We start from the raw sequence: 22762 nt of genomic DNA on the forward strand, positions 1-22762 counted from the left end.
ACGGCATTGTCGTGGGGGCTTTCGTGTTTCTACGGGGCTTCACCCTTCCGGGGTGGAGCCCTTTCGTGTTTCTGGAGGACGAATGAGTAGGCATAGCAGTACGGAAGGCGCAGTCGGTTGCTTTGCGCTGGTGGCGCTCGTGGTTGCCGCGCTCGCTGTCGGGCTGTTCGCGAATCTGCATCGCGTGGATCACGCGAGCTGTCTCGTGGAGGATAAGGATCGTGCTGCGGTCGACGGCGGCTCCGATATGCGGGTGTACACCGACTGCGGGATCTTCCGTGTGAAGGACAGCCTGTTCCTGATGCGGTGGGACTCGGCGGACGTGTACCAGGGTATCGAGGTGGGGGAGTCGTACGACTTCGAGACGGCCGGTTGGCGTGTTCCGTTCCTGTCCTGGTTCCCGAACATCGTCGCGGCCGAGCAGGTGACGCGATGAGACGCAAGGTGCTGAGTGAAGTGTGGACGTTCGTTCTCGGAGCGGTAGGGATCGCTCTGGTATCGAACCGGATACTCCGGCACCCTGATGAGGGGTTCTGGACGGAGTTCCTGTGGGCGGCAGGCCTCTATCTGGGGCTCTCGTTGCTTGTGGAGGCGTTGCTCCGGCTCCGAGAGCAGCGCCCGCGCCTGCGTATGGGTAAGCGCTCGTGAGCCAGGGCCAGCTGCCTCGCCGCCCCGAGTTCTTCCCTCGCATGAAGGTGCGCGGCGCTCGCCGCCGACGCGAGCAGGCGCAGGTGATGATCTCGTTCGACACCGCGATCTCGGCGCTCACCGAGTTCGGCCGCGGGGTAGCCGCGGCGGTCGAGCATGTCGCGGCAGGGTTTCAGGCCTTCGCCGCCGGCATGGCGAGAGCTGTGCTGGCCGAGCAGCAGCGCGTGCAGGAGTACCTGCTGAGCGACCGCTACCAACTCGACCTCATCGAGCGCCGGTATCGGCGTGATCCGATCGCGTGGAGCAACGCCGTGCGCGACTTCTACATGGACCGCATCAACCGCGATTTCGACCTGCTCGACGCCGAGTCGATCTCGAAGCGACTCGGCCTCCCCATCGAGCCCTGGCAGGCGTCAGTACTCGCCGGGCAACTAACCCACTACCGGACGCCCGCGTGGGAAGCCATGCGGCGGCGGGTGCTGCAACGAACCGAACCTGACCACTCGAGGGAGGACCAGTGACTGACCGTGACGTGGAGCGTCTGACGTCGACGCACACCGAGATGATCGAGGGGCGGGTGGTGGTCGCGGATCCGCTGCTCGAACAGCTGCGCCGCGCCCGCTACTCCTCAGTCGGGTACGGAGGAGCACGTGGCGCAGCCGGCGGCTCGGTGCTGAACACCAAGGCCTTCGACCTGTATGAGGAGATCGACGGCACGACACGCGCGTGGCTCGACCACTACCGGCGTGACCACCGAGGCGACCTCGCCGACGCGATCGTGCGTCTCGCCGGAATCCTCCGCGCCGAGGTTGCCGGCGACCGCCTGGACCCGGACGACCCGCGCACCGGCATGTTCGGGGTGATGGTCTACCGCATCGAGAACCTGCTCGATCCGCCTCACGAGAAGGAGCTCACGTTCCCGTGCCCCGACTGCGGCGAGCGCTACCACGAAGAGACCACGGTGGAGAAGCGTGGCGGCCGTGAAGTGGAAGTGATGACCCGGCAAGCCGCCCTGCGCATCCCGGTGCGGCCGGGGCGTGCGCTCGTCGCTGAGTGCCACTGCTGCGGGAAGCTGTGGGCGACCCGAGACGAGCTGATCGAACTCGCTGAGAGCGCCGGCGAGCGTGTCGACTATGCAGAGCTCGTCGTCGCGCTCGCCGCCGGGAACGGGAAGGGGTAGGGCTTCGGCGAGGGTTCTTGCTGTCGGCGCGCGGATGGTGTTAACCTAGCCTCACGCAGGAGAAGTGTCGAAAGCCCCGGTAGAGCAACAGCTCCCGGGGCTTTCGCCGTTCCTGCAGGATCTTCCCGCGCCGCGCCGCTACTCACTCTCTCGGCGCTTCGGTGCATCACCTCGTCGCACGGGCGCGAGCGCGGGAACACTCTCCGAGGAGGCCATCGTGGTTTGCAAGCACTGCGGACAGCCGATCAGTGGCGAAACCTGGCCGATTCACGAGGCCGGCAACTATCGCGGCAAGAGCCGCTGCGACCCAGAGGACTCGGGCCTGCCGTACGGGTACAACGCTGGCCGCGAGGGTGAGCCCTGCGAGTCGCCGTGCCTCGGGAGCGTGAGGTGAGCGACTGGGCGTTCGTCGCGACCGTCGCGCTCGTCGTCATCTACCGGCTCGGTGCGAAGTGGATCGACGGCCGCGACCAGATCGACGATGAGACGCCGCCGCCCGGGAACGACACGCTTGTGGAGACCATGCCCCACGAGATCCGCGACGACAGCGAGCGTCGCATCCCCGACATCCGACTCGGCTTCCAGAGGGATCAGTGATGCACGAGTGCCCCGAGGGTTGCGGCCGCAGTTACCAGTCGATCCGGGCCGCGATGCTCTGCCAATGCGAGCAGTACGACACGAACGGCTACCCGAAGCAACAGCCCGCGTACGACATCTAGGAGTCACGATGTTCATTCCCCCGACCGCGCAAGAAGCCCGCAAGGGCGAGCCGCCCATCGTCCGTGTCATCACGACCTCGCTCGATGACCGCATCCATAAGCCCGAAACCGACGAGGATACCTTCGCTGAGGCCGCAAGAGAGGCCCTCGCAGTGGCCCACGAGAACGGGTACAGCTCCGTTGCCTACGACAGCGTTAGCGAGTTCATGAAGCTCTTCGGGCCGAGCGGTCGACTCGGCTACGAGTACGTGTGGATGTTCACCGCATGGGATCAGATCGAGGAGCGGGAATGACGCATCAGTTGATCGACGCCGCCACGATGCTCGCCGAAGGCGGCACGGTGGCGGTCATCGCACGACGTCAGCGGAAGGCCCAGGAAGTCGCCGCAGAGCTCGTCAAGCTCTGCCCGCAGGACGGCCTTAAGCGCATCCACACGAACGGCAACGAGCACTACCGCTTCCCCAACGGTGCACGCGTGCTGCTCGGCAGCGGTAAGGGTATCTGGCTGCGAGGGGTCACGCTCGACTTCCTCATCATCGACGTCGCCGCACAGGATGATCCAGACCACTGGCGGCCATGCTTCGCAGGACGAGAGCCCCGCATCAAGATCTATCGCGGGCCGCGCGAGAGGACGCAGCATGGCAACACCAGCGCACAACGCGAACGGGCACCGCAGGCGTGAACTGACGAAGCGGGTGAAGGCTGAGGAAACGCACTGCGCGCTCTGCGATAAGCCGGTCGATAAGACGCTCACCTACACGTCAGGCGAACACGGGCCGAAGTGCTCACGCCTCGACTGCAAGGGATGCATCCCGCACCCGATGCGCGGTGAGGTCGACGAAGACCTCCCGCGGTCCCGTGGTGGCTCACCGTACGACCGCAAGAACTGCCGTCTGATGCATCGCGACTGCAACAATTGGAAGGGCAAGCGTACCATCGCCGAGGCGCGCGCGAAGCTTCACGGTGAGACGCTCGCTCCGCTGCCGAAGCCGCGCCCGCTCGGCAGCTACTGACCTGCCGCGCCGTGGGAGCACCCGGGGCGCCCACCCCCCTCCCACGCGCCCACGGCCCACCCGCGGCGTAGGGCCTCTCTCTCCCCACGATTTTTTTCCACACGAACCGGACGCGGGATCCCCTCGGATCCTTTGCGGGAGTAGGTATCTCGGCGGTTCGTATCACGGTTCCGGTATTTGGACACTGGATCGGCCGCGATCCCTTGCGGGAGTAGGGCGAGACGGGGATGGTATCTGCCCGGGCATGTCCGGGAGGTGATCGTCATGGCGAAGCGCACGTGCAAGACATGCGGGAAGCGGTTCGAGGGCGACAAGCGCCGCCGCTACTGCTCGGCCGAATGCCGCTCCGGGAAGGCTGCCGCCACGGCTGCGCCGCCGGTGCTGCGCGCGGTGGAGCCGGACGAGGTACCCGAGGAGACCGGGCCGCCGAGGCCGCGCGTGCTCGACCTCGAGACCGCGTTCGAGGAGGGCACCGAGCTCGAACAGAACCTCGCGCTGCGTCGGCACCTCGCTGCGCTGCTGAAGACCGCGGCCCCGCGCGACGCCGCGCCGCTGTCGAGGCAGCTGCGCGAGATCGGCCGCGAGATCGCCGCGCTCGAGGCGCAGGAGCTCGAGGAGGCTGAAGGTGCCGCCAAGACGCCAGACGAAGACTGGGACGAAGACGCCATCTGAGGGCCGGAAGCTCTCCGAAGTCGCGAAGCATCTCGTGATGCCTACCGGCATCGTCTCGACCGGGTGGCCGGCGGTGCGCGACACCTGCACCAAGATGGGCGTCACCTTCGACCGCTGGCAGGACGGCCTCGGCCGCGGGATCCTCGCCAAGCGCAAGGACGGGCTGTACGCGGCAGGCATCGGCGGCATCATCATCTCGATCTGCCGCCAGGTGGGCAAGACGTACACGATCGGCGCGATCATCTTCGCGCTGTGCATCATCTTCCCCCGCCTCACCGTGATCTGGACCGCGCACCATTCGCGCACCTCGGATGAGACGTTCGAGTCGCTGCAGTCGTTCGCGCGCCGCAAGAAGGTGAAGCCCTACATTCGGCGGATCCGACGCGCGAACGGCCAGCAGCAGATCATTTTCGCCAACGGCTCCCGCATCCTCTTCGGCGCGCGCGAGAACGGCTTCGGTCGAGGCTTCGCCGGCGTCGACGTCGTCGTGATGGACGAGTTCCAGATCCTCACGAACAAGGCGCTCGAGGACATGATCCCCGCCACCAACGCCGCCCCGAACCCGCTCATCATCGGCATGGGCACCCCGCCCCGCCCGGTCGACCCGGGCGAAGCGTTCCGTACCCGCCGCAACGAGGCCCTCGAGATCAAGCGCCGCAACGCCGCCGGCGACCCCGTCGAGTGCGAGATGCTCTACCTCGAAGTCGGTGCGGACCCCGACGCCGACCTGGACGACTGGGGCCAGGTAGAGAAGGCCAACCCGTCCCACCCGCACCGCGTGCCCCGACAGTCGATCCTCCGCGTGCGCAAGAACCTCGCCGACGACGACTCATACCGCCGTGAGGGCCTCGGCATCTGGGACGACGACCGCGACACCGCCCGAGCCATCCCCGAAGCCCGATGGGCCGAAGGTGAAACTTTCGCCGCCCCCGACACCGCCCCCGCCTACGGGATCTCGTTCTCCGCGGACGGGATGCGCATGGCCCTCGGTGCCGCAAAGACGGACGGGGCGCGCATGTTCCTCGAGCAGCTCGACGCTGACGAGGGCGCCATCGATGACGGCATGGTGAAGCTCGCGGACTGGTTCGCGGCGAAGGATGAGAACGGGGTGCCCAGGTGGCGGCGCTCGCGCGGCATCTTCATCTCGGGCAGCGCGCACGCCCCGACCTTCAAGCAGCTGCTCCGCCGCCGCAAAGTTTTGGAGAAGTGGATCACGGTGCTGAACACGCCCCAGGTGATGGCCGCCTGCCAGACGCTCGACAACGAGCTGAAGGCGAAGACAATCCTGCACCCCGAAGAAGGGCAGGAGCGCCTCGACGCGTCGATCGCGGTCGCTACGAAGATGCCTCGCAGCAAGGACGGCGGCTGGACGTGGGGAGCGCTCACGCCTGACGGCGACGAGACTCCGACAGAGGCCATCAGTTTCGCCCTCTGGGGCGCACGCATATCGAAGCTCACCGGGCGCATGCCCGGGAGCGGGAGAGGAGGGGGGATCCTGTGAGCAACACGAAACCACCCATCGACCTCGGCGCAGACACGGACCTGCTCTTCGACCTCATCGACGTGTGGGAGAAGCGCCGCCCGATGAACGTGAAGCGCTCGGTGTACTACGACGGCGAGAAGGCCCTGAAGGACTTCGGTATCTCGCTGCCGCCGCAGATGCGTTACAAGGTCGGTGCGGCGCTCGGCTGGATCGGGAAGGGCACGAAGGCGCTCACGAATCGATCCGCGTTCGAACGATTCGTCACGGCTTCCGGCGAGGACGACCCGCTCGGGCTCGAGGAGATCCTCTGGACGAACCAGTTCGCCACAGAGTTCCCGGCCGCCTGCATCTCTTCGGCGATGCACGGTTGCAGCTTCCTCACCGTCTCCCACGGCGACCTCGAAGCGGGCGAGCCCGACGTGCTCGTGCTCGCCCGCGCCGCGGAGGAGTCGGCCGCGATCTGGGACAAGCGCCGTCGCGCACTGAAGGGCTTCCTCTCCATCGTGGAGACGAAGGACAAGCAGCCGACCGTGATGGTGCTCTACACGCCGTTCATGGTCTACGAGCTCGAAAAGCTCGGCGGTCGCTGGTACGTCACCGAGATCCCGCACTCGCTCGGCGAGGTGCCGGCCTACCCGCTCGTGCATGACTACGAACTGCGCCGCCCACTCGGGCACTCACGCATCACGCGACCCGCGATGTACTTCGCTGACGCCGCGCTGCGCACCATCGTCCGCTCCGAGGTGTCCGCTGAGCTCTACGCCGCGCCCGAATACTGGCTGTTCGGGTCCGACGTGAAGGCATTCATCGGCAACGACCGCTGGACGGCGCTCATGGGCCGCATCAAGGCGATCGACGTCGACGTCGATGCGGACGAGAAGTTCCCGCAGATCCAGCGCTTCACGGGAGCATCGCCGCAGCCGCACACCGAGCAGCTGCGCATGTTCGCATCGCAGTTCGCCGACGAGATGGATCTCGACGTGCGCTTTGCCGACTCGGCGAACCCGTCCAGCGCGGAGGCGATCTTCGCCGCCAAGGAATCGCTCATCACCGGCACGAAGAACGTCAACACGCTCTGGGGGTACGGTGCGATGCGCGCGATGAACGCCGCCGTGCGGCTGCGCGACGGACTCGACACCGACACCGACGAGATGCGCACACTGCGCGCCCAGTTCACCGACCCGGTGCTCGTGTCCCCGTCCGCCCGCGCGGACGCGTTCTCGAAGTTCGCCTCGAACGTGCCGGGTTTCGCAGAAACCGAAGTCGGGCTCGAATACGGGGGCCTCACCGCCGAACAGATCACCCGCTTCAAGAGCGAGCAGCGCCGCAAGGGCACCACGCTGCTCACCCAGCGGCTCGCCACCGCGGGAGCCGCACCGGCCGCCGACGACCAGTCCGCGAGCGATGAGGCGCTGAAGCAGGCGCAGATCGCGAAGGCCCAGGCCGACGCGCTCGGTGCGTACCGGCGCGCCGGCGTCGTGGAGAGTCGTGCCGCGCAACTGGCGGGCATCGAGGGCGACGTCGAGTTCATCCCCGGTGCGCCGATCACGATCCGGGCGCCCGAGGCTGAGTAGCGAGGTGATGGCGCATGTCGGTCGCGATCGTTGAGCAGCACCGCACGGACCTCACCGCGCTGCGCCGCCTCGCTGTCTCGGACCTGGCCGCGGTCGTCGCCGCGATCCGCGGCCTCGACCCGGCCGCGGCGCGGGAGGTGCTGAAGGAGGCGATCCCGGATCTCATGGATCCGTTCATGGGGGCCGCCTCCGACGCCGCGGCGGTGCTGCTCGAGGAGCTCTACACGCTCGCCGGCCAGCGACCCCCGACCGTAGGGCCCGCGCAGCTGCTGCAGCCTTCCCGGGTCGACGCCCTCGCGCGGTGGGCGGTCACTCCCATGGTCGATGAGACGCTCGAATCGTCGGTGCTCTCCCGGCTCACCGGGGCAGCGGCGCGGATGATCTTCGACTCCTCCCGCCTCACGATGCAGGACGGCGTCACGCGGCATCCGGATGGCCGTCGCGTCTACTTCCAACGCATGCCGCGAGCGAACTGCTGCGCGTTCTGCGGGCTGCTCGCCTCCCGGCCGCCGTATATGGCGTATCGCAGCGACGCCGCGGCGGGGCAGGTTGTCGGCCGCGGCTCCACCCGAACTGGACTCGACGCCTTCGGCAGCCGCCTTTCCGGCGGGGTCGGCGGCGGGATCCACGCCCGCGGTACGCGCGCAATCAGCGAGCAGTACCACGACGAATGCCACTGCCTCGCGGTGCCGATCCTGCGTGGGCCCACCGCGGACGCGATCCGCGCCTCCCGCGCCACTTACGAGGAGCGCTACCAGCAGTCCCTCACCGACGAACACGGGCGGCAGCTGACCGACCTGAGAGACATCCTCGCCGAGTGGCGCAAGCAGCACGGCACGCACTAGACCCCCTCGCCGCACGGCGAGGCCCACCCTATCCATCCGCCCCGATGCCGCACGGCGACGGGCCACCCGAAACGGGAGACACATCATGAGCAAGACCGTGACCACCAACACTCAGACCACGACGGAACCGAACGGGGCCGGCGAGGGATCTGCGGCCGAGCCGAACGGCGACGCTGAGCCGGTCGACTACAAGGCCAAGTACGAGGAGGCCATCGGCCACTCCCGTACCTGGGAGCAGCGCGCGAAGGACAACAAGGCCGCCGCCGACGAGCTCACGCAGCTCAAGGAGGCGCAGAAGACCGACGAGCAGAAGCGGCAGGAGCGAGAAGCGGAACGCGATCGCGAACTCGCCGAACTGAAGGCCGAGAAGCTGCGCGCCGAGGTCGCCGAGGCGAAGTCGGACCCCGAGAAGGGGATCCACGTTCCCGCGAAGCTGCTCCGCGGCTCCACCCGCGAAGAGCTCGAAGCGTCCGCGGACGAGCTCATCAAGTTCAAGGGCGATCCCGCCGAGAAGCAGCGCGTCGTCGTTCGACGCGAGGCGACGGCGGGCGCCAACTCGAAAACGAACCCCGCCCGAGAGGCGAAGCGCGGTTGGCTTCAGTCTCTGCTCGGGGACAACGACTAGGAGGCCAACATGGCAACCCTGACCACCAGCGACGTCACCCTGCCCACGCAGATCGTGGACGGGATCGTCGAGAAGAGCAAGACCGGATCCACGATCCAGGCCCTCTCGGGCCAGGAGCCCATGCGATTCGGCAACGTCAACATCGTCACGTTCGATGACGACCTGACCGCGGAGTTCGTGGAGGAATCGGGCGCGAAGAGCGCCGACGACGCGAAGCCCAGCTCGGTCGTCGCGGTGCCGCACAAGACGGTCGTCAACTTCCGCACCTCGGACGAGTTCAAGGGTGCGGATGAGGACTACCAGCTCGGCATCCTCGACAAGTTCGAGGAGAAGTGCGGTCTCGCGCTAGCCCGCGCGCTCGATCTCGGTGCCTACTACCGGATCAACCCGCGCACCGGCAACGCGATCACCTCGTGGACCAACTACCTGAACTCGACCACGAACCGCGTCGAGGTCGGCGCGAACGCCGACATCGACGTCGAGACCGCCGCCGGTCTCGTGATCGCCGATGGCTACCGGCCCACCGGCATCGCCATGGACCCCGCACACGCGTGGACCCTCTCGACGGCCCGCTACGCGGACGGCCGCAAGAAGTACCCCGAGCTCGGCTTCGGCGTCGACATCTCCTCGTTCGAGGGGCTGGACGCGTCGATCTCGAGCACCGTGTCGGGCAAGCCGAAGGACGGCGACAGCGCCGACAACGGCGTGCGCGGCATCGTCGGAAACTTCCGGCAGGGCATCCGGTGGGGCGTGCAGCGCACCTTCCCCTTCCGCATGCTCGAGTTCGGCGACCCGGACAACACCGGCCGCGACCTCGCCGGCCACAACGAGGTGCTGTTCCGCGCGGAGGTCATCTTCGCTTGGTACGTCTTCGTGGACCAGTTCGCCGTCATCGAGACGGAGGTCACGCCGTGATGATCCGTCTGCGCAACACCGCGAACGGCGCGGTCGTGAAGGTCTCCGAGGAGAAGGCCGAGCGGCTCCGCCGCGCCGGCTGGGCTCCCGCCGACACGACCGCCAAGCCGGCGAGCAAGCCCAAGTCCGAGGCGAAGCCGAAGACCGAGGAGAAGGCCCCGGTCGAGGCGAAGCCGAAGACCGAGGAGAAGACCGCCGGCGACGACTCGGCAGTCCCGTCGCTCGACTGGAAGGCCGCCGAGCTCAGGGACTACGCCGAGAAGCGCGGCGTCGCCCTCGGCACGGCGAGGACGAAGGATGAGGTTCTCGCTGCGATCACCGCTGCCGCCCCGCCTGCGACAGCCGACCCCGAGGACGAGTCCGAGGGCGACGGAACCGAGGGTGAGGGCGAGCCCGTCACCGAGTGATCGCGTGCGGGGCCGGGCATCATCCCGGCCCCGCACCCACCGAAGGGAGTCCGCATGAGCGTCTGGGCAACCCCGACCGACGTCACCGACGCATGGCTCGCTGACGACCCGCCGCCGACAACCGGGAAGATCCAGACCTGGATCGACAAGGCCGAGCGCGAGATCCGCCGCCAGGTGCCCGACATTCAGGCCCGCATCGATGCCGAAGTCGACGACGACCCCGAAGGAGAGGGTCTTCTGCAGGACGCGATCGACGTCGTCGTGGAGATGGTCACCCGCGTCTTCCTGAACCCCCGCCGCGAGCGGTCCCGGTCCGAGAACATCGGCACCGGCCCGCTCTCTGAGGCCGTGACGGTGACCGCCGGCGGCGAGAACCCGGGCAAGCTCTACCTCGCCGCCGACGAGCTCGCGAAGCTGCAGCCGCCCGTCGAGCGCGGCGGAGCGTTCGAGATCGACCTGATGCCTGCCGCACCCAAGGGGTTGTTCCCGTGGCCCTGGTGAAACGCAAGATCAGCGAGTACATCACCCGCTACCCCTACCAAGGCGGCGGGGAGGACTCGCAGGGCAACGAGATCGAGGGCTTCGGGCCCGGGCAGCAGCTCGGGATCTACGCCTTCGATCCGGGAGGCCGCTCTGAGTCGTCCGAGCCGGGCCGTGACGCGGTCGTGACGGAGCCGACGATCTATCTGCCGCCGGGTTCCCCATTCGCCCCGCACGACGAGTGCGTGGTGCGGGGGAAGCGGTACGCGGTCGAGGGCGAGCCCGCCGACTGGGTACACCCCACCCGGGGGCCGAAGTGCGACGTCATCAGGCTACGGAGGGCCGATGGATAGATACCAGTTCGACCCCGCCGAGGACGCGTGGGTCGCCTACCTCAAGAGCGTGCAGGACACCCACGTGAGCACGAACGTGCCGCGGGAGCGTCCCGAACGCTTCATCGAGGTGGAGCGCACCGGCGGCGCGTCCGGGCTCGCGTCCGACGACGCTCAGATGACGTTCCGCTGCTGGGCGGAGTCCCGCGCCGCGGCGGCCGCGTTCGCGTCCGAGACCGAGCGCCTGGTGATGCTCGCCCGCACCCTTGCGGGCCGCCCCGTCGGTCGCAAGACCGTGATCGCCAGCTCGGTCTACCTCCCCGACCCCATCTCGGGGGCCGACCGCTACCAGTTCACCATCCGAGCCGCAATCCGCGGCAAGTTCCCGACCCCCTGATCTCAGGGGGTCGACCAGTTTGAGAGGAGGCGATCGTGACGAAGGTTGTGATCGCGAACAAGTGGACCGACCCCGCGGGGAAGGACTACAACGGCGGCGACTTGGTCGACGTCGAGCCGGGAGTGGCCCGCGACCTCATCGCCCGAGCCAAGGCGCGCCCCGCACCCAACCCCACCAAGAAGCCGGCCACCGCGTCGGCGAGCAAGCCGGCTTCCACCGGCACCAAGTCCGAGTCACCGAAGCCCGCGACCGCGGGGAAGGAGGCCAAGAAGGATGGCTAAGAACCAGGACAACATGCGGGAGTGGAACGCCGAAGAGTCCGGTGTGTTCACCGCCCCGAAGGGCACCACGCTCCCCGTCGACTCGCTCGAGATCCCCGCCGAGTTCGTCGAGGTCGGCTGGATCTCGGACGGCGGCGTCGAAGAGGGCGTCGAGGTCGAGTCCAAGGAGACGAAGGCATGGCAGGGCGGCACCATCGTGAAGATGCGCAACACCTCCACGAAGAAGACGCACAAGTTCGCGTCGCTCGAGGACAGCCCCGAGAACACAGGCCTGTACTACGGACACGGCAAGCCCACCCTCGTCGGTGAGACGGGCGCGCAGATCGCGCGCGTCGACATGCCGAAGTCGATCCCCACGATCGAGAAGACCGTGATCATCAAGCTCGTCGACAACGCCGGATACACCCGCCTGAAGTGCATCGAGAACGCCTCGCTCTCGGAGCGTGGCACCTACGTCACGAACGTCGAGGACGATCCCGTCTACGAGTTCACGATGACCGAGACGGGCGACAGCTACTGGCTGACGAACGAGCCCGCCTACATCGAGGCCGCGGCCTAACCAGACCGGGCGGGCGCGTGGTGACTCCGCGCCCGCCCCCTCACCCCCCGAGTCACACCACACCATCACACGAAATGGAGTCACCCATGACTGAAACCACTGAGAAGTCCCGCGAAGAGCTCGAAGCCGAACTCGAGAGACTGCGCACGAACCGCGCCGCGGTCGAGAAGGTCGCGCCTGCTCCGTCGACCCGCGAGCAGTCCCCGGCGAAGCCGGCCGACTACCAGCGCGGCAAGCAGGACACGATCCGCGTCTCCCTCTCCGGCGAGGAGTTCGAGATCGACGCGCGCGCCCCGAAGCACATCCCGACGATGTTCGCGCTGCGGCAGAACGACTTCGAGACCGTACTGCGCAACCTCCTCGGCGCTGACGGCCTCGACCGAGCACTGAAGGCGCTCGAAGACGAGGACGGCTACTCCGACTTCGACACGCTCGCCGAGTGGGTCGGTGACATCTACGAGAAGGCCGGCTCAAAAAACTCCTAACGCTCGTCCATCTCCTTCGAGCATGTGAGGACCGGGTAGCGGTCGACCTGCGTCGCTTCTACTCGGTCCGCCTCTCGGATATGTGGACGGGCCGCGAAGACCCGCTCGAAGTCGCCCACTACGTCGTGCACATGCCCCGCGGCGGCGCGCTCGGGGCGTGGCTCGGCGGGGAGTCCGCGATCACGGGCGAGGAAGACATGCTGCGATGGGTCGAGCACGCCGTCTGGGCGTCGCAATCCTCCAAACCGAAGCAGGTCAAGCCCCGCGCCTACCCCGAAGGCGAGTACGAACGGCAGCAGCGCCTCGAGCGCATCAAGGCCGGTGCTCGCCGATTCAAACGACGGAGACGACGATGAGCAATCTGACGGTGAAGCTGAAGCTGACTGGGCTGAACAAGCTCATGCGCTCAGCCCCCGTGCAGGCGGAGGTGAACCGCCGCGCCGCGCGCATCGCGGCCGCGGCGGGGAAGAAGTACCGGCTCGTCGTCCGACCCCACCGCTACACCGCGCGCGCCTACGTCGAGCCTGTCGAGGGCGCGAAGATCACCGATGCCGATCACGCACGGCTGCTTCGCGCCCTCGACGCGGCGAAGGACTAGAGCGCCGCGATCCGATTCACATCCGCGGCGAACTGCCGCAACTTCTTCTCATCCTTCACAGGCCCCTCGACGATCGCGGTGTCGCCGTCAGCGAAGACGACCGTCACGTAGCACTTCGAGGTGTCCTTCTTGAACAGGCCACCCACGATCGCGCCCGCCGGCCCCGCGATGATCGCGCCCGCACCGATGCGGGTCAGCGTCGGCCGCGACCGATCAGCACCCGACTCGAACGACGCCACCGCGCCTGCGACGGTCTTGAAGGCGGTGCTCGAGTCGGGCCGTGCGTAGATGTACACATCGCCCCGGGCGACATGGCCTGCATAGCTAGCTTCGGCACTCGCGCGCTCGACGTCGCGCTGCGCATCGCGGCTCTCCCGCGCTGCTGCACTGGCGCGAGCCCTGAGTTCGTCCCTCTCCGCCTCGGTCCGGGCGGCGAGCGTCGACTTCACAGCGTCGCGAAGGCCAATGAAATCTGCCGTCTGCTTCCTCGTGAAGAGCACACAGTAGGCATCGTTCACGACATCATTCTCGATCTCACCTGGTACCGCGAAACGGATGTAGCCCTTGTAGCGGATACTCGGCTCTTCGAAGTCGACCCGCTGGATGTTCGCGAGTGAGACCGACCTCTCTTGAGATCCGTGCGTCATCCGGCCGCGCGCCCCTTCCCGAGACACGACGACGGTTCGACCGTCGAACTCGACCTGCCCGTTGTGCCCGTCTGCGCGCACGACACCTTCATCAGCCATGCGCTGAGTCTACCCACGCAAGGGGGGAACGATGGCCGCTACTGGTGTTGAGATCGCGAATGCCTATCTCGCTCTGACGGTGAAGGCTCCCGGCATTAAGAAGGACATCGTCAAGGAGCTCGGCGGTGTCGACGCGTCTGGTGCTGGAACGCAGATCGCGAACAAGCTCTCGACCGCGATGAAGCGGACGCTGCAGGCCACTGGTGCTGGCATCGCCGGCGTGCTCGGCACGGCTCTGGTGAAGGGCTTCGGACGTCTGAAGGCGATCGAGACTGCGCAGGCGAAGATGCGAGGGCTTGGCTACGACAGCGGGGTCGTTGCGCAGGCGATGGACAACGCGCTCGCGAGCGTGAAGGGAACCGCCTTCGGACTCGGCGACGCTGCAACAGCTGCCGGGCAGCTCATGGCAGCGAACATCAAGCCGGGCGAGCAGCTCGAAGGCGTGCTGAAGACCGTCGCCAACAACGCCTCGGCCGCCGGGATATCGTTCGACGAGATGGGCTCCATCTTTGCTCGAGCGGCGTCGCAGGCGAACGGTGTGCAGAACGACGTCATCTCACAGCTCGCCGATCGTGGCATCCCGATCTACCAGGCGCTCGCCGACCAGATGGGTGTGACCGCCGGCGAAGTATTCAAGATGGCCTCGGAAGGCAAGATCAGCTTCGAAGTGTTCGAACGCGCCGCCGCTTCCGCGGCCGGCACCGTCGCCGACGAGATGGGCAACACCACGACGGGCGCCTTCGACAACATGATGGCCGCCCTCGGCCGCCTCGGTGCGAAGATCCTCGAGGACGTGTTCCCCCTGATCGGTCCACTCTTCAAGGAGATCACCGGGTGGCTCGACCAAGCGGCCGTCCACGTCGAGCCCGTAGTCGACTGGCTGGGAGCACGACTCCCGGGCGCGATCCAGTCCGTCCGCGACTTCTTCTCTGGCCTCTTCTCGTGGGTGAACGCCAACAAAGACTGGCTGGTGCCCGTAGCAGTCGGGATCGGCACGGTTATCACAGCCGTGAAGACCGCGCAGATCGCCACGGCGGCATGGAAGGGAACCACCGCAGCGTTCAAGGCAGTCCAGGCCGCATACGTCGCCTACGCCTACGGCATGGCCGGTGCGACCTGCACCTACGAAGGCGCGAGCAAGGCCGGGGCGATCGCTACGAAGCTGTTCAACGCAGCCCTGCGCGCCAACCCCATCGGCATCATCGTGACCGCCGTGCTCGCGCTCGCCGCCGGCCTCGTCTACTTCTTCACGCAGACCGAGACCGGCAAGAAGGTGTGGGCCGAGTTCACTCGCTTCCTCGGCGAGGCGTGGGCGAACATCTCGAGCTTCTTCCAGTCGGTCTGGGAGAACGTGCTGAAGCCCGTGTTCGAGGGCATCGGCCAGGTGTTCTCGTTCGTGTGGAACTCGATCCTGAAGCCCGTGTTCGACGCGATCGCGGCCGTGGCGAAGTGGGTGTTCGAGAACATCCTGCTTCCCCAGTTCCAGCTCGCGCAGTTCGCCTTCGCGGTGCTCGGCGGCATCTTCCAGGGCATCTGGGACTTCATCCTGAAGCCCGTGTTCGAGGCCATTGGCCGGATCTTCGAGTGGATCTGGAACGCGGTGATCTCCCCGGTCGTGGGTTGGATCCAGGAGAAGTGGCAGATCCTCGGGCTCGCCGCAAAGATCATGTGGGAGCGCTTCATCAAGCCCGCCATCGACGCGGTCGGGAAGGCGTTCCAGTGGATCTGGACGAACGTGATCAGCCCCGTCGTGGACTGGATCAAGAACAAGATCCAGCTGATGGGGCTCGGCTTCCAGATCCTGTGGGCCACGTACGTGCAGCCCGTGTTCGACGCGATCGCGGCGATCTTCAACTGGATCTGGACGAACATCATCCAGCCCGTGATCGGGTGGATCCAGGAGAAGATCGCCCTCCTCGGTCTCGGTTTCCGCATCATGTACGAGCAGTACATCAAGCCGGCGTGGGACTCGGTTGCGAAGGTCATCCAGACGGTCTGGAACAAGGTGAAGAGCATCATCGACACGATGGTGCGCGTCGTGAAGTCCGACCCGAAGCAGGCGTTCGAGGCGGCCCGTGATGCGATCGGTGCTGCGTGGGCCGGGATCCAGGAGCTCGCGAAGAAGCCGGTGCGCTTCGTTGTCGACACCGTCATCAACGGACTGATCGACACGATCAACCTGATCCCGGGTGTGAACCTCCCGAGGGTGAACCTCCCGAGAGGGTTCGCGCAGGGCGGCATCCTGCCCGGCTACTCGCGCATGAGCAATGGTGATGACCAGCTCATCGCGGCCCGCCGCGGCGAGGGCATCATGGTGTCGGAAGCGCTCCGCACGGGCGCTGACAAGGCCGCGTTCCTCGCGGCGAACGCCGCGGGCCGCCGCGGGGTGGGCTTCGCGTCGCTGCTGCAGGGGCTCGCCCGTGGTGGCCTCGTCACCCCGCTGCCGGCAGGGTCGTGGCGGGTGTCGCAGCCGTACCATGGCGGGCACAACGGCCTCGACATGGCGGCCGCGTCGGGTACGCCGGTCATGGCGGCCGCGAACGGTGTCGTAGGGCTCGCTGGTGTCGTCCCGATGGGCGGCAACGAGGTGTACATCCAGCACACCAACGGGCTCGGCACTCGCTACTCGCACCTGAGCCGGTTCGCGTCGCGCGCCGGGAACCCGGTGCGGCAGGGGCAGGTCATCGGCTACGTCGGCTCGACCGGCATGTCGACCGGCCCCCACCTGCATTACATGGTGCACAGCCCGGGTCGCGGTGGCGGCTTCTACGGCTCCCACGTGAACCCCGCCCCCTACCTCTCGGGCAACGTGCCGATGCTGGGGGAGGCGTGGAACCCGCTCGAGGGTCTGATCGATTTCGTCACCGACAAGATCAAGGGCGCGTTCCCCGAGGGCGGCATGTGGGTGGACGCTGCGGCGGGCCTCGCGAAGGACGCCGCCCGCCGCGCGGTCGAGGTCTTCACCCCGAAGATCGGGGCAGACGGCCACACCGCGACGCTGTACGACTCGGGCGGGTGGCTCCCGACCGGGTTCTCTCTCGTGGAGAACCGCTCCCGCACTCCCGAGCCGATCCTGAGCGGCTCCCAGTGGGCCGACATCGGTCGTCTCGCCGAACGCGGCGCAGGCGGCGGTGACGGCCGAGCGGTGTTCCATCTGTACGACTCTGACGGCGTGCTGATGGGCACGATCGACGGCCGGATCGAGGATGCCGCATCTGCGGTGTCGTCTCGCTCGCTGAACGACCGACTGGGCGTGTAGCCCGCCCTGTCCTGATTGGAGATCCTCATGGTGGACTACTGGGGGCCGGCGGACGCCCGCAACAACCAGCTGATGGTGTCGATCACGTGGTCGCAGAACGCGGCCGCGAACACGACCACGGTGCGCTGCGTCTACTACCTCGTGGTGTCGCAGTGGGTGGCGTCGTCGGCGATGCAGCTGGGCTACACGATCGCCGGCGGCGGTGCGACGGTGTTCAACGGGTACGCCCAGTACGCGGCGGGCACGCACGTCGTCATGGACTACTCGCGCACCATCGTGCACAACGCGAATGGTGACGCGTCGGTGACGGTCACCGGCTACGTCTACGACGCGATCAACGCGTACATCAACGTGCCGGTCACGGTCACGAACCTCACGCTGCCGCGGATCCCGCCCCCGGTAGTGCCGCCGGCCCCGCCCGGGGCCCCGGTGCTGTCGGTGGCGCGCAACAGCGACACCCAGCACACGCTCTCCTGGTCGCGGCCGGGAACGGCGGCGACGCGAGCGATCGTGCAGCGCCGCGAGAACTCGGGCGCGTGGACCCAGATCGCCTCCCTATCGGGCGATCCCGCATCCTACGTGGACCGGGCGACGAAGGCGAACCGCCGCTACGACTACCGCGTGATCCGCTCGAACACAGGCGGCTCCTCGGCTTGGTCGGGCGTGGTCACCGTGTACACGACGCCGGCGGTTCCGACTGGGATCTCGGCGACGCGCACCACGGGCGGCATCCGCGTCGACGCGACGTCGAAGCCGCCCTACGCGGCCTCCTACGATGTCGCGGACGGCGACACCGTCGTGGCGTCGGGCGTCGCGCTGCCGTGGGTGCACGAGAACCCGAACGCTGCCCTGCCGCACACCTACAAGGTGCGCGCGAAGCGCGGCGCTCTCGTCTCGACATGGTCGGCGGCATCTCCCACGGTGCAGCTCACCGCACCCCCGAACGCTCCCGGCAACCTCACCCCGAATGGTGCGCTCGTCTCTTCGGAGGCGCAGGGCGTGCTCGGGTGGCGGCACAATCCGGCCGACGCGTCCGAGCAGACCCGCGCCCAGGTCCAGATGCGCCGCCCCGGCGGCGCATGGAGCTCGGCCGAGTTCGCGAGCTCGGCGCAGTCGAAGACGTGGCCGACCGCGGCCGAGATGCTCGACGAGTTCGGGATGGGCGGCGACGGCCTCGGCCTCATCGAGTGGCAGGTGCGCACCAAGGGCGCCCACCCCGACTGGGGTGCGTGGTCTGCGGTCGCGACCGCCGACGTCGCCGCACCGCCGGTCGTCACGATCACCTCACCCGAGGATCCCCTCGACTCCGCCTACTGCGTGGTCTCCTGGCTGCACTTCCAGTCCGAGGGCCGCCCCCAGTCGGCGTGGGAAGCGATCCTGCTCGATGAGGAGGGCGCGGAACTCGAGCGCCGCTCCGGTGACGGGGCGACCTCGTCTGTGACGATGCGGTACCGCCTCGAGGACCAGCACACCTACCGGGTGACCGTGCGCACCGCAGTCGGCCCGATCTGGTCCGCCCCGGTGACGGTCGACTTCGCCGCTGAGTTCGTCCCGCCGGCACCGCCGCGCGTGCTCGCCGAATGGCGCGAGGAGCTCGGCTGCGTGCAGCTGGTCGTCGGTGAGGGCGACCCAGGGGAGGACCTGCGGGAGACGATCGCGGTCGACGTGCTGCGCTCGATCGACGGCGGCGTGACCTGGGAGACGATCCTCGAGCAGGCCGACCCGAACCTCCTCTTCGACGACTGGGAGTCACTCACCGCGGGGCTGACGACCTACCGGGCGATCGCCTACGCGGAGACGGGCGCCTCGGCGACGACCGACTACGTAGCCCGCGCGGACTCTCCCGCGCTGTGGCTCTCGGGCGGCACCGGCTTCGCCACCGCCGCCCGACTCCCATACGATCCGTCGATCAAGGTGGACGCCGCCCGCGCCCGCTCCGTGCAACGGTACGAGGGACGCCCCTACGGGGTGCCCTACGCCGGCGAGCAACTCACCCACACCGTCGACGCCTCGGGAACACTCCTCGAGGACGACGACGTAAACGCCACGATCATTCAGATGGTCGACCTCGCCCAGACCGAGGAACCAGTGCACCTGTACCGGGATCCCGACGGCCGCCGCATCTACGGCGTGATCGGATCAGTCTCGCTCCCGCGCGACACCGGCACCCCGGAAGGCGCGATCTGGCAGTGGCAATTCCAACTCGAAGAAACCGGCCGACAGTGAGGGGGTGGTGAGCATGGACCCGATCTGGGCCGGACCTCGCCGCCCCCGCTGGCGGTACCTCCTCCTCGACAACACCGACCAACCCCTGCGCGCCCTCGACGGCATCGCCAGCGGATCCTGCGAAGTCGCCGCAACCACCCGCCTCGGCGGCTCCGCACAACTCACCATCGACGAACGCGGGCAGGACATCGACTGGATGCGACACCGCATCCAGATCACCTACGACCCCGGCCTGCGCGGCATCGACCCCTGGCCGATCGCCACGATGCTGTTCACCTCCCCCCGCACCATCACCCGAGACGACCGAACCACCCACACCGTCGACCTCCTCTCCAAGATGTCCATCATCGACGAAGACACCGTCGAAACCCGCTACAGCCTCCCCGCCGGTACCCCGATCATCCCCACCGTCGTCGCCCTCATCGAGTCCACTGGCGAAACCCGCATCGCCACCACCGACTCCGACACCGCGCTCGCCGCCGCGATGGTGGGGTCTGTCCGATAAACGGTGTGTGGGATCCGGCGGTTTTCATTCGTGAGTGGTTTTCTCGAACCGTCCGGCGAAGGTGATCGCGAACGCGTTCAGCGCGGGCTTCCACCTCATCACCCAGCGTGCCCTTCCGCCGCCAGTCGGGTCAAGCGACCGCGTCACGAGGTAGAGACATTTCAGCGCGGCGGCCTCGTTGGGAAAGTGCCCCCGAGCTCTCACGGCGCGCCGATAGCGAGCGTTGATTGACTCGATCGCGTTGGTCGTGCAGATCACCCGCCGGATCTCGACGTCATACTCGAGGAACGGCACGAACTCCGCCCAGCTGTTCTTCCAGAGCTGCACGATCGCCGGATACCGTCCGCCCCACTCGGCGGCGAACTCCTCGAACCGATCCTTCGCCGCCTGCTCCGACGGGGCCGTGTAGACGGGTTTGAGGGAACGGACGATCGCGTCGCGGTGTTGCCGCCCGGCGTAGCGGAAGCTGTTGCGGATCAGATGGACGATGCACTGCTGGACGACCGTTTGCTCCCAAGTGGTGTTGATCGCCTCCGGGAGACCCTTCAGCCCGTCGCAGACCGCGATGAGCACGTCCTCGACACCCCGGTTCTTCAGCTCGGTGAACACCTGCAGCCAGAACCTCGCACCCTCCTGACCGTCACCGGCCCAGATGCCGAGGATGTCGCGTTCCCCGTTCACGGTGACGCCCATCACGACATAGAACGGGGTGTTCCTCACCTGCCCGTCACGGACCTTCACCACGATCGCGTCGACGAAGATCACCGGGTAGAGCGCATCCAACGGCCTGCTCGACCATTCGGCGAGTTCCCCGGCGACCTTCTCGGTGATCCGGCTGATCGTGTCCTTGGAGACCTTCGCCCCATAGACCTCGTCGAAATGCGCAGCGATCTCACCGGTCGTCAACCCCCGAGCGGAAAGGGACAGAACGATCTGATCGATGCCGTCCAGTCGGCGTTTCCGCTTGGGGACGATCACCGGCTCGAACGACCCGTCTCGATCTCGCGGGACTTCGATCTCGACGGGGCCGATCTCTGTCAGCACCGTCTTGACCCGCGTCCCGTTACGCATGTTCTCGCCGATTGGGGTCCCGCCGTGCTCGTGGCCGAGGTGCTCGGTCAACTCGGCATTCAGCGCGGTCTCGAGGACGTTCTTCGTGAGCTGGCTGAGCAGGCCGCCCGGCCCCGTCAGGCTCACGCCCTGCTCCTTCGCCTGCGCGAGCAAGCGTTCTGCGAGTTCTTTCTGATCGATGATCTCCCCGGTCACGGGATCAATCATCTCGTCGTCAACAACGACAGTGGTCGTGTCAGCCACGGCCATCTCCTTTCGGATCAGGCCGGACCCTCACACACCATTATTCAGACAGTCCCCGATGGTGTGGGATGCGGGCACGTCGAAGCTCACGATCATCAACGATCTGCTGGGCGCGGCCGGCTACTGGTCGCTGTGGTGCGACGGCGGCGGCCAGTACCGGGTCGAGCCGTACGTGCTGCCTGCCGAGCGGCCGCTCGCGTGGGAGTTCGCCGCGGGCGAGTACGCGATTCATCAGCCGGGCTGGGAGCGCGAGCAGGATCTCGCGTCGGTCCCGAACCGGTTCGTGGTGGTCGGGCAGGGTGACGACGAAGAGCCCGCGCTCTCGGCCGTCGCCGTGAACGAGGATCCCGACTCGCGGTTCTCCTTCCAGGCGCGGGGCCGGTGGATCACCCGCACCGAGACCGGCGTGGAGGGCACGCAGGACGTACTCAACGCGCTCGCGCAGCGCCGCCTCACCGACGCGATGTCACCGGTCGCGAAGCTCGCCGTGACGCACGCGATCGTGCCGCTCAACCCGAACGATGTCATCGAGTTCCGGGGGCGCGGGCATACCGCCCGTGCCACGATCCAGCGCATGCGCTTCGACCTCCGCTACGACGCGCAGTGCCGTGCGGAATGGAGAGAGCTGTGACTCCGAACGCGCTCGACCGACTGCTGCAGCCCCTCATGGACCGCATTGTCGACCTCGCCGCGCAGCTGCGCGCGACCCCACGCACCGAATGGGGCGTCGTCGCCGAGGTCGACCCGCTCCGTGTCCGCCTCGACGGCGACCTCGACCCGCTCGCCGGCACGCCGGCGTCGGTGCTCCGCGAGCACGCGGTCGGCGACCGCGTGCTCTGCCTGATCCAATCCCGCCGCGTCACCATCGTCGGCCGCGGGTCTGGCCCCCGCCGGTCCGGCACGATCGTCGTCCCCAGCGGAGCACTCACTCAGGCCGGCACCTCGCAGATCTGGGCTACAACGCTCGGGGTGGCGGTGCCCGCGGTTGCCCCTCCCGGCACGATGATCCGCATGACAGCACTCGCAGTCGGCACCGGCTACGGCCACGTCTCGCAGGTCAGCCAAACACCCGGCCTGAGCACCACCACGGTGCGGGTCCGATTCACCCAGGTCGCGTCATCCACTGAGCAGAACCTCCTGCTGCTGTGGGAGATCGTGCCCACCACCTAGAACGGAGCCCCAATGACGAACTTTCTGCAACAGGCCCGCCTCGCCGAGGATGTCGAACTGCGCTCCCGCGCGACGGCGTGCGCGGCGGGCCGCGGCATACCCACGCCCGCGGAATGGACGCAGCAGCACATGTGGCAGCTCGCCACGACCCCCGGATGGTGCTGCGCCGCCAGCGACGCTGACGGGCGGAGCTCGGCGATCACCGACGCGATGATCGCCACCGCCGTCGACGACATCCTCGCCGCCGAGACCCCGCCCGACCCGCCCAGCGAAGACCCCGAGGAGAGCCCCGCCCAGTAGCGGGGCCCACCTCGTTCAGGAAGGAGCAT

The 22762-nt window shown here is 67.6% G+C and carries 31 protein-coding genes; 29 read left to right on the top strand and 2 right to left on the bottom strand.

Going from position 1 to position 22762, the window contains the following annotated elements:
- Nucleotides 1-130: 130 nt before the first annotated feature.
- The 23 genes from Leucomu_RS05630 (at nucleotide 131) to Leucomu_RS05735 (ending at nucleotide 13213) form a co-directional block, all read left to right on the top strand.
- Entirely contained in the window at nucleotides 131-436 is a 306-nt protein-coding gene (locus Leucomu_RS05630) for a hypothetical protein (RefSeq protein WP_128386599.1), read from the top strand.
- A gap of 208 nt (nucleotides 437-644) precedes the next feature.
- Nucleotides 645-1169, top strand: a complete 525-nt coding sequence (locus tag Leucomu_RS05635; RefSeq protein WP_128386600.1) for a hypothetical protein — start codon at nucleotides 645-647, stop codon at nucleotides 1167-1169.
- A 41-nt stretch (nucleotides 1170-1210) separates the two neighbouring features.
- Entirely contained in the window at nucleotides 1211-1828 is a 618-nt protein-coding gene (locus tag Leucomu_RS05640) for a hypothetical protein (RefSeq protein WP_128386601.1), read from the top strand.
- Between the two features lie 390 nt (nucleotides 1829-2218).
- Nucleotides 2219-2425 carry a hypothetical protein gene (locus Leucomu_RS05645; protein WP_128386602.1) on the top strand — a complete coding sequence of 69 codons (207 nt, stop codon included), beginning with the start codon at nucleotides 2219-2221 and terminating at the stop codon, nucleotides 2423-2425.
- Nucleotides 2425-2547 (top strand): hypothetical protein, encoded by a 123-nt coding sequence (locus Leucomu_RS15690; protein WP_267128448.1) that lies wholly within the window; start codon nucleotides 2425-2427, stop codon nucleotides 2545-2547. Before Leucomu_RS05645 ends, Leucomu_RS15690 begins: the two co-directional genes overlap by 1 nt.
- 8 nt (nucleotides 2548-2555) lie before the next feature.
- Entirely contained in the window at nucleotides 2556-2840 is a 285-nt protein-coding gene (locus tag Leucomu_RS05650; RefSeq protein WP_128386603.1) for a hypothetical protein, read from the top strand.
- Complete coding sequence (locus tag Leucomu_RS05655) at nucleotides 2837-3229, top strand: hypothetical protein (protein ID WP_128386604.1); 393 nt, start codon at nucleotides 2837-2839, stop codon at nucleotides 3227-3229. Before Leucomu_RS05650 ends, Leucomu_RS05655 begins: the two co-directional genes overlap by 4 nt.
- Nucleotides 3186-3560, top strand: a complete 375-nt coding sequence (locus Leucomu_RS05660) for an endonuclease (protein ID WP_128386605.1) — start codon at nucleotides 3186-3188, stop codon at nucleotides 3558-3560. The genes Leucomu_RS05655 and Leucomu_RS05660 overlap by 44 nt, the downstream gene beginning before the upstream one ends.
- Before the next feature lie 264 nt (nucleotides 3561-3824).
- A complete protein-coding gene (locus Leucomu_RS05665) occupies nucleotides 3825-4232 on the top strand; it encodes a hypothetical protein (protein WP_128386606.1) in 408 nt (135 codons plus the stop codon).
- A gap of 37 nt (nucleotides 4233-4269) precedes the next feature.
- Complete coding sequence (locus tag Leucomu_RS05670; RefSeq protein WP_128386607.1) at nucleotides 4270-5733, top strand: terminase large subunit domain-containing protein; 1464 nt, start codon at nucleotides 4270-4272, stop codon at nucleotides 5731-5733.
- A complete protein-coding gene (locus Leucomu_RS05675) occupies nucleotides 5730-7289 on the top strand; it encodes a phage portal protein (protein WP_128386608.1) in 1560 nt (519 codons plus the stop codon). Before Leucomu_RS05670 ends, Leucomu_RS05675 begins: the two co-directional genes overlap by 4 nt.
- 14 nt (nucleotides 7290-7303) lie before the next feature.
- The gene (locus Leucomu_RS05680) at nucleotides 7304-8134 is read left to right on the top strand and encodes a VG15 protein (protein WP_128386609.1); all 831 of its coding nucleotides are present in this window, start codon (nucleotides 7304-7306) and stop codon (nucleotides 8132-8134) included.
- Between the two features lie 85 nt (nucleotides 8135-8219).
- Nucleotides 8220-8759 (top strand): hypothetical protein, encoded by a 540-nt coding sequence (locus Leucomu_RS05685; RefSeq protein ID WP_128386610.1) that lies wholly within the window; start codon nucleotides 8220-8222, stop codon nucleotides 8757-8759.
- A 9-nt stretch (nucleotides 8760-8768) separates the two neighbouring features.
- Nucleotides 8769-9674, top strand: coding sequence for a phage major capsid protein (locus tag Leucomu_RS05690; protein ID WP_128386611.1), 906 nt, complete (start codon nucleotides 8769-8771; stop codon nucleotides 9672-9674).
- On the top strand, nucleotides 9674-10081 hold the full coding sequence (locus Leucomu_RS05695) for a DUF7302 family protein (RefSeq protein ID WP_128386612.1): 408 nt from the start codon (nucleotides 9674-9676) through the stop codon (nucleotides 10079-10081). The genes Leucomu_RS05690 and Leucomu_RS05695 overlap by 1 nt, the downstream gene beginning before the upstream one ends.
- A gap of 54 nt (nucleotides 10082-10135) precedes the next feature.
- Nucleotides 10136-10582 carry a hypothetical protein gene (locus Leucomu_RS05700; RefSeq protein WP_128386613.1) on the top strand — a complete coding sequence of 149 codons (447 nt, stop codon included), beginning with the start codon at nucleotides 10136-10138 and terminating at the stop codon, nucleotides 10580-10582.
- The gene (locus Leucomu_RS05705) at nucleotides 10570-10914 is read left to right on the top strand and encodes a hypothetical protein (protein ID WP_128386614.1); all 345 of its coding nucleotides are present in this window, start codon (nucleotides 10570-10572) and stop codon (nucleotides 10912-10914) included. Before Leucomu_RS05700 ends, Leucomu_RS05705 begins: the two co-directional genes overlap by 13 nt.
- A complete protein-coding gene (locus Leucomu_RS05710; RefSeq protein WP_128386615.1) occupies nucleotides 10907-11290 on the top strand; it encodes a hypothetical protein in 384 nt (127 codons plus the stop codon). The genes Leucomu_RS05705 and Leucomu_RS05710 overlap by 8 nt, the downstream gene beginning before the upstream one ends.
- A 35-nt stretch (nucleotides 11291-11325) precedes the next feature.
- Complete coding sequence (locus Leucomu_RS05715; RefSeq protein WP_128386616.1) at nucleotides 11326-11571, top strand: hypothetical protein; 246 nt, start codon at nucleotides 11326-11328, stop codon at nucleotides 11569-11571.
- Nucleotides 11564-12130 (top strand): phage tail tube protein, encoded by a 567-nt coding sequence (locus Leucomu_RS05720; protein WP_128386617.1) that lies wholly within the window; start codon nucleotides 11564-11566, stop codon nucleotides 12128-12130. Before Leucomu_RS05715 ends, Leucomu_RS05720 begins: the two co-directional genes overlap by 8 nt.
- 86 nt (nucleotides 12131-12216) lie before the next feature.
- Complete coding sequence (locus Leucomu_RS05725) at nucleotides 12217-12615, top strand: hypothetical protein (RefSeq protein ID WP_128386618.1); 399 nt, start codon at nucleotides 12217-12219, stop codon at nucleotides 12613-12615.
- 80 nt (nucleotides 12616-12695) lie between these two features.
- Nucleotides 12696-12971, top strand: coding sequence for a hypothetical protein (locus Leucomu_RS05730; RefSeq protein WP_128386619.1), 276 nt, complete (start codon nucleotides 12696-12698; stop codon nucleotides 12969-12971).
- On the top strand, nucleotides 12968-13213 hold the full coding sequence (locus Leucomu_RS05735) for a hypothetical protein (RefSeq protein ID WP_128386620.1): 246 nt from the start codon (nucleotides 12968-12970) through the stop codon (nucleotides 13211-13213). Before Leucomu_RS05730 ends, Leucomu_RS05735 begins: the two co-directional genes overlap by 4 nt.
- Here the strand turns inward: Leucomu_RS05735 and Leucomu_RS05740 are convergent.
- A complete protein-coding gene (locus tag Leucomu_RS05740) occupies nucleotides 13210-13959 on the bottom strand; it encodes a DUF4429 domain-containing protein (protein ID WP_128386621.1) in 750 nt (249 codons plus the stop codon). The two genes, Leucomu_RS05735 and Leucomu_RS05740, sit on opposite strands and share 4 nt — an antisense overlap.
- 31 nt (nucleotides 13960-13990) lie before the next feature.
- Between Leucomu_RS05740 and Leucomu_RS15160 the strand changes: the two genes are divergently transcribed.
- Genes Leucomu_RS15160 through Leucomu_RS05755 form a run of 3 tightly spaced genes read left to right on the top strand, consistent with a single transcriptional unit; the run spans nucleotide 13991 to nucleotide 19949 of the window.
- On the top strand, nucleotides 13991-17218 hold the full coding sequence (locus Leucomu_RS15160) for a peptidoglycan DD-metalloendopeptidase family protein (RefSeq protein ID WP_164884515.1): 3228 nt from the start codon (nucleotides 13991-13993) through the stop codon (nucleotides 17216-17218).
- A gap of 27 nt (nucleotides 17219-17245) precedes the next feature.
- Nucleotides 17246-19444 carry a fibronectin type III domain-containing protein gene (locus Leucomu_RS05750; RefSeq protein WP_128386622.1) on the top strand — a complete coding sequence of 733 codons (2199 nt, stop codon included), beginning with the start codon at nucleotides 17246-17248 and terminating at the stop codon, nucleotides 19442-19444.
- A 7-nt stretch (nucleotides 19445-19451) separates the two neighbouring features.
- On the top strand, nucleotides 19452-19949 hold the full coding sequence (locus Leucomu_RS05755; RefSeq protein ID WP_228407299.1) for a hypothetical protein: 498 nt from the start codon (nucleotides 19452-19454) through the stop codon (nucleotides 19947-19949).
- Between the two features lie 24 nt (nucleotides 19950-19973).
- On the opposite strand, the gene Leucomu_RS05760 is transcribed toward Leucomu_RS05755, so the two are convergent.
- Complete coding sequence (locus Leucomu_RS05760; RefSeq protein WP_228407350.1) at nucleotides 19974-21227, bottom strand: IS256 family transposase; 1254 nt, start codon at nucleotides 21225-21227, stop codon at nucleotides 19974-19976.
- 94 nt (nucleotides 21228-21321) lie between these two features.
- Between Leucomu_RS05760 and Leucomu_RS05765 the strand changes: the two genes are divergently transcribed.
- Genes Leucomu_RS05765 through Leucomu_RS05775 form a run of 3 tightly spaced genes read left to right on the top strand, consistent with a single transcriptional unit; the run spans nucleotide 21322 to nucleotide 22733 of the window.
- Nucleotides 21322-21894, top strand: coding sequence for a hypothetical protein (locus Leucomu_RS05765; RefSeq protein WP_194294571.1), 573 nt, complete (start codon nucleotides 21322-21324; stop codon nucleotides 21892-21894).
- A complete protein-coding gene (locus tag Leucomu_RS05770; RefSeq protein ID WP_228407301.1) occupies nucleotides 21891-22433 on the top strand; it encodes a hypothetical protein in 543 nt (180 codons plus the stop codon). Before Leucomu_RS05765 ends, Leucomu_RS05770 begins: the two co-directional genes overlap by 4 nt.
- 12 nt (nucleotides 22434-22445) lie before the next feature.
- Complete coding sequence (locus Leucomu_RS05775) at nucleotides 22446-22733, top strand: hypothetical protein (RefSeq protein ID WP_128386624.1); 288 nt, start codon at nucleotides 22446-22448, stop codon at nucleotides 22731-22733.
- The last annotated feature ends 29 nt before the right edge of the window (nucleotides 22734-22762 follow it).

Source organism: Leucobacter muris, assembly GCF_004028235.1.
Lineage (GTDB): Bacteria > Actinomycetota > Actinomycetes > Actinomycetales > Microbacteriaceae > Leucobacter > Leucobacter muris.

Excerpts from the sequence above, each read along its gene's own strand:
- Leucomu_RS05640 (WP_128386601.1), top strand. The coding sequence starts at position 1,211 with ATGATCGAGGGGCGGGTGGTGGTCGCGGATCCGCTGCTCGAACAGCTG.
- Leucomu_RS15690 (WP_267128448.1), top strand. The coding sequence starts at position 2,425 with ATGCACGAGTGCCCCGAGGGTTGCGGCCGCAGTTACCAGTCGATCCGG.
- Leucomu_RS05650 (WP_128386603.1), top strand. The coding sequence starts at position 2,556 with ATGTTCATTCCCCCGACCGCGCAAGAAGCCCGCAAGGGCGAGCCGCCC.
- Leucomu_RS05655 (WP_128386604.1), top strand. The coding sequence starts at position 2,837 with ATGACGCATCAGTTGATCGACGCCGCCACGATGCTCGCCGAAGGCGGC.
- Leucomu_RS05660 (WP_128386605.1), top strand. The coding sequence starts at position 3,186 with ATGGCAACACCAGCGCACAACGCGAACGGGCACCGCAGGCGTGAACTG.
- Leucomu_RS05665 (WP_128386606.1), top strand. The coding sequence starts at position 3,825 with ATGGCGAAGCGCACGTGCAAGACATGCGGGAAGCGGTTCGAGGGCGAC.
- Leucomu_RS05670 (WP_128386607.1), top strand. The coding sequence starts at position 4,270 with ATGCCTACCGGCATCGTCTCGACCGGGTGGCCGGCGGTGCGCGACACC.
- Leucomu_RS05680 (WP_128386609.1), top strand. The coding sequence starts at position 7,304 with ATGTCGGTCGCGATCGTTGAGCAGCACCGCACGGACCTCACCGCGCTG.
- Leucomu_RS05685 (WP_128386610.1), top strand. The coding sequence starts at position 8,220 with ATGAGCAAGACCGTGACCACCAACACTCAGACCACGACGGAACCGAAC.
- Leucomu_RS05690 (WP_128386611.1), top strand. The coding sequence starts at position 8,769 with ATGGCAACCCTGACCACCAGCGACGTCACCCTGCCCACGCAGATCGTG.
- Leucomu_RS05695 (WP_128386612.1), top strand. The coding sequence starts at position 9,674 with ATGATCCGTCTGCGCAACACCGCGAACGGCGCGGTCGTGAAGGTCTCC.
- Leucomu_RS05700 (WP_128386613.1), top strand. The coding sequence starts at position 10,136 with ATGAGCGTCTGGGCAACCCCGACCGACGTCACCGACGCATGGCTCGCT.
- Leucomu_RS05710 (WP_128386615.1), top strand. The coding sequence starts at position 10,907 with ATGGATAGATACCAGTTCGACCCCGCCGAGGACGCGTGGGTCGCCTAC.
- Leucomu_RS05720 (WP_128386617.1), top strand. The coding sequence starts at position 11,564 with ATGGCTAAGAACCAGGACAACATGCGGGAGTGGAACGCCGAAGAGTCC.
- Leucomu_RS05725 (WP_128386618.1), top strand. The coding sequence starts at position 12,217 with ATGACTGAAACCACTGAGAAGTCCCGCGAAGAGCTCGAAGCCGAACTC.
- Leucomu_RS05730 (WP_128386619.1), top strand. The coding sequence starts at position 12,696 with ATGTGGACGGGCCGCGAAGACCCGCTCGAAGTCGCCCACTACGTCGTG.
- Leucomu_RS05735 (WP_128386620.1), top strand. The coding sequence starts at position 12,968 with ATGAGCAATCTGACGGTGAAGCTGAAGCTGACTGGGCTGAACAAGCTC.
- Leucomu_RS05740 (WP_128386621.1), bottom strand. The coding sequence starts at position 13,959 with ATGGCTGATGAAGGTGTCGTGCGCGCAGACGGGCACAACGGGCAGGTC.
- Leucomu_RS15160 (WP_164884515.1), top strand. The coding sequence starts at position 13,991 with ATGGCCGCTACTGGTGTTGAGATCGCGAATGCCTATCTCGCTCTGACG.
- Leucomu_RS05750 (WP_128386622.1), top strand. The coding sequence starts at position 17,246 with ATGGTGGACTACTGGGGGCCGGCGGACGCCCGCAACAACCAGCTGATG.
- Leucomu_RS05760 (WP_228407350.1), bottom strand. The coding sequence starts at position 21,227 with ATGATTGATCCCGTGACCGGGGAGATCATCGATCAGAAAGAACTCGCA.
- Leucomu_RS05765 (WP_194294571.1), top strand. The coding sequence starts at position 21,322 with ATGGTGTGGGATGCGGGCACGTCGAAGCTCACGATCATCAACGATCTG.
- Leucomu_RS05775 (WP_128386624.1), top strand. The coding sequence starts at position 22,446 with ATGACGAACTTTCTGCAACAGGCCCGCCTCGCCGAGGATGTCGAACTG.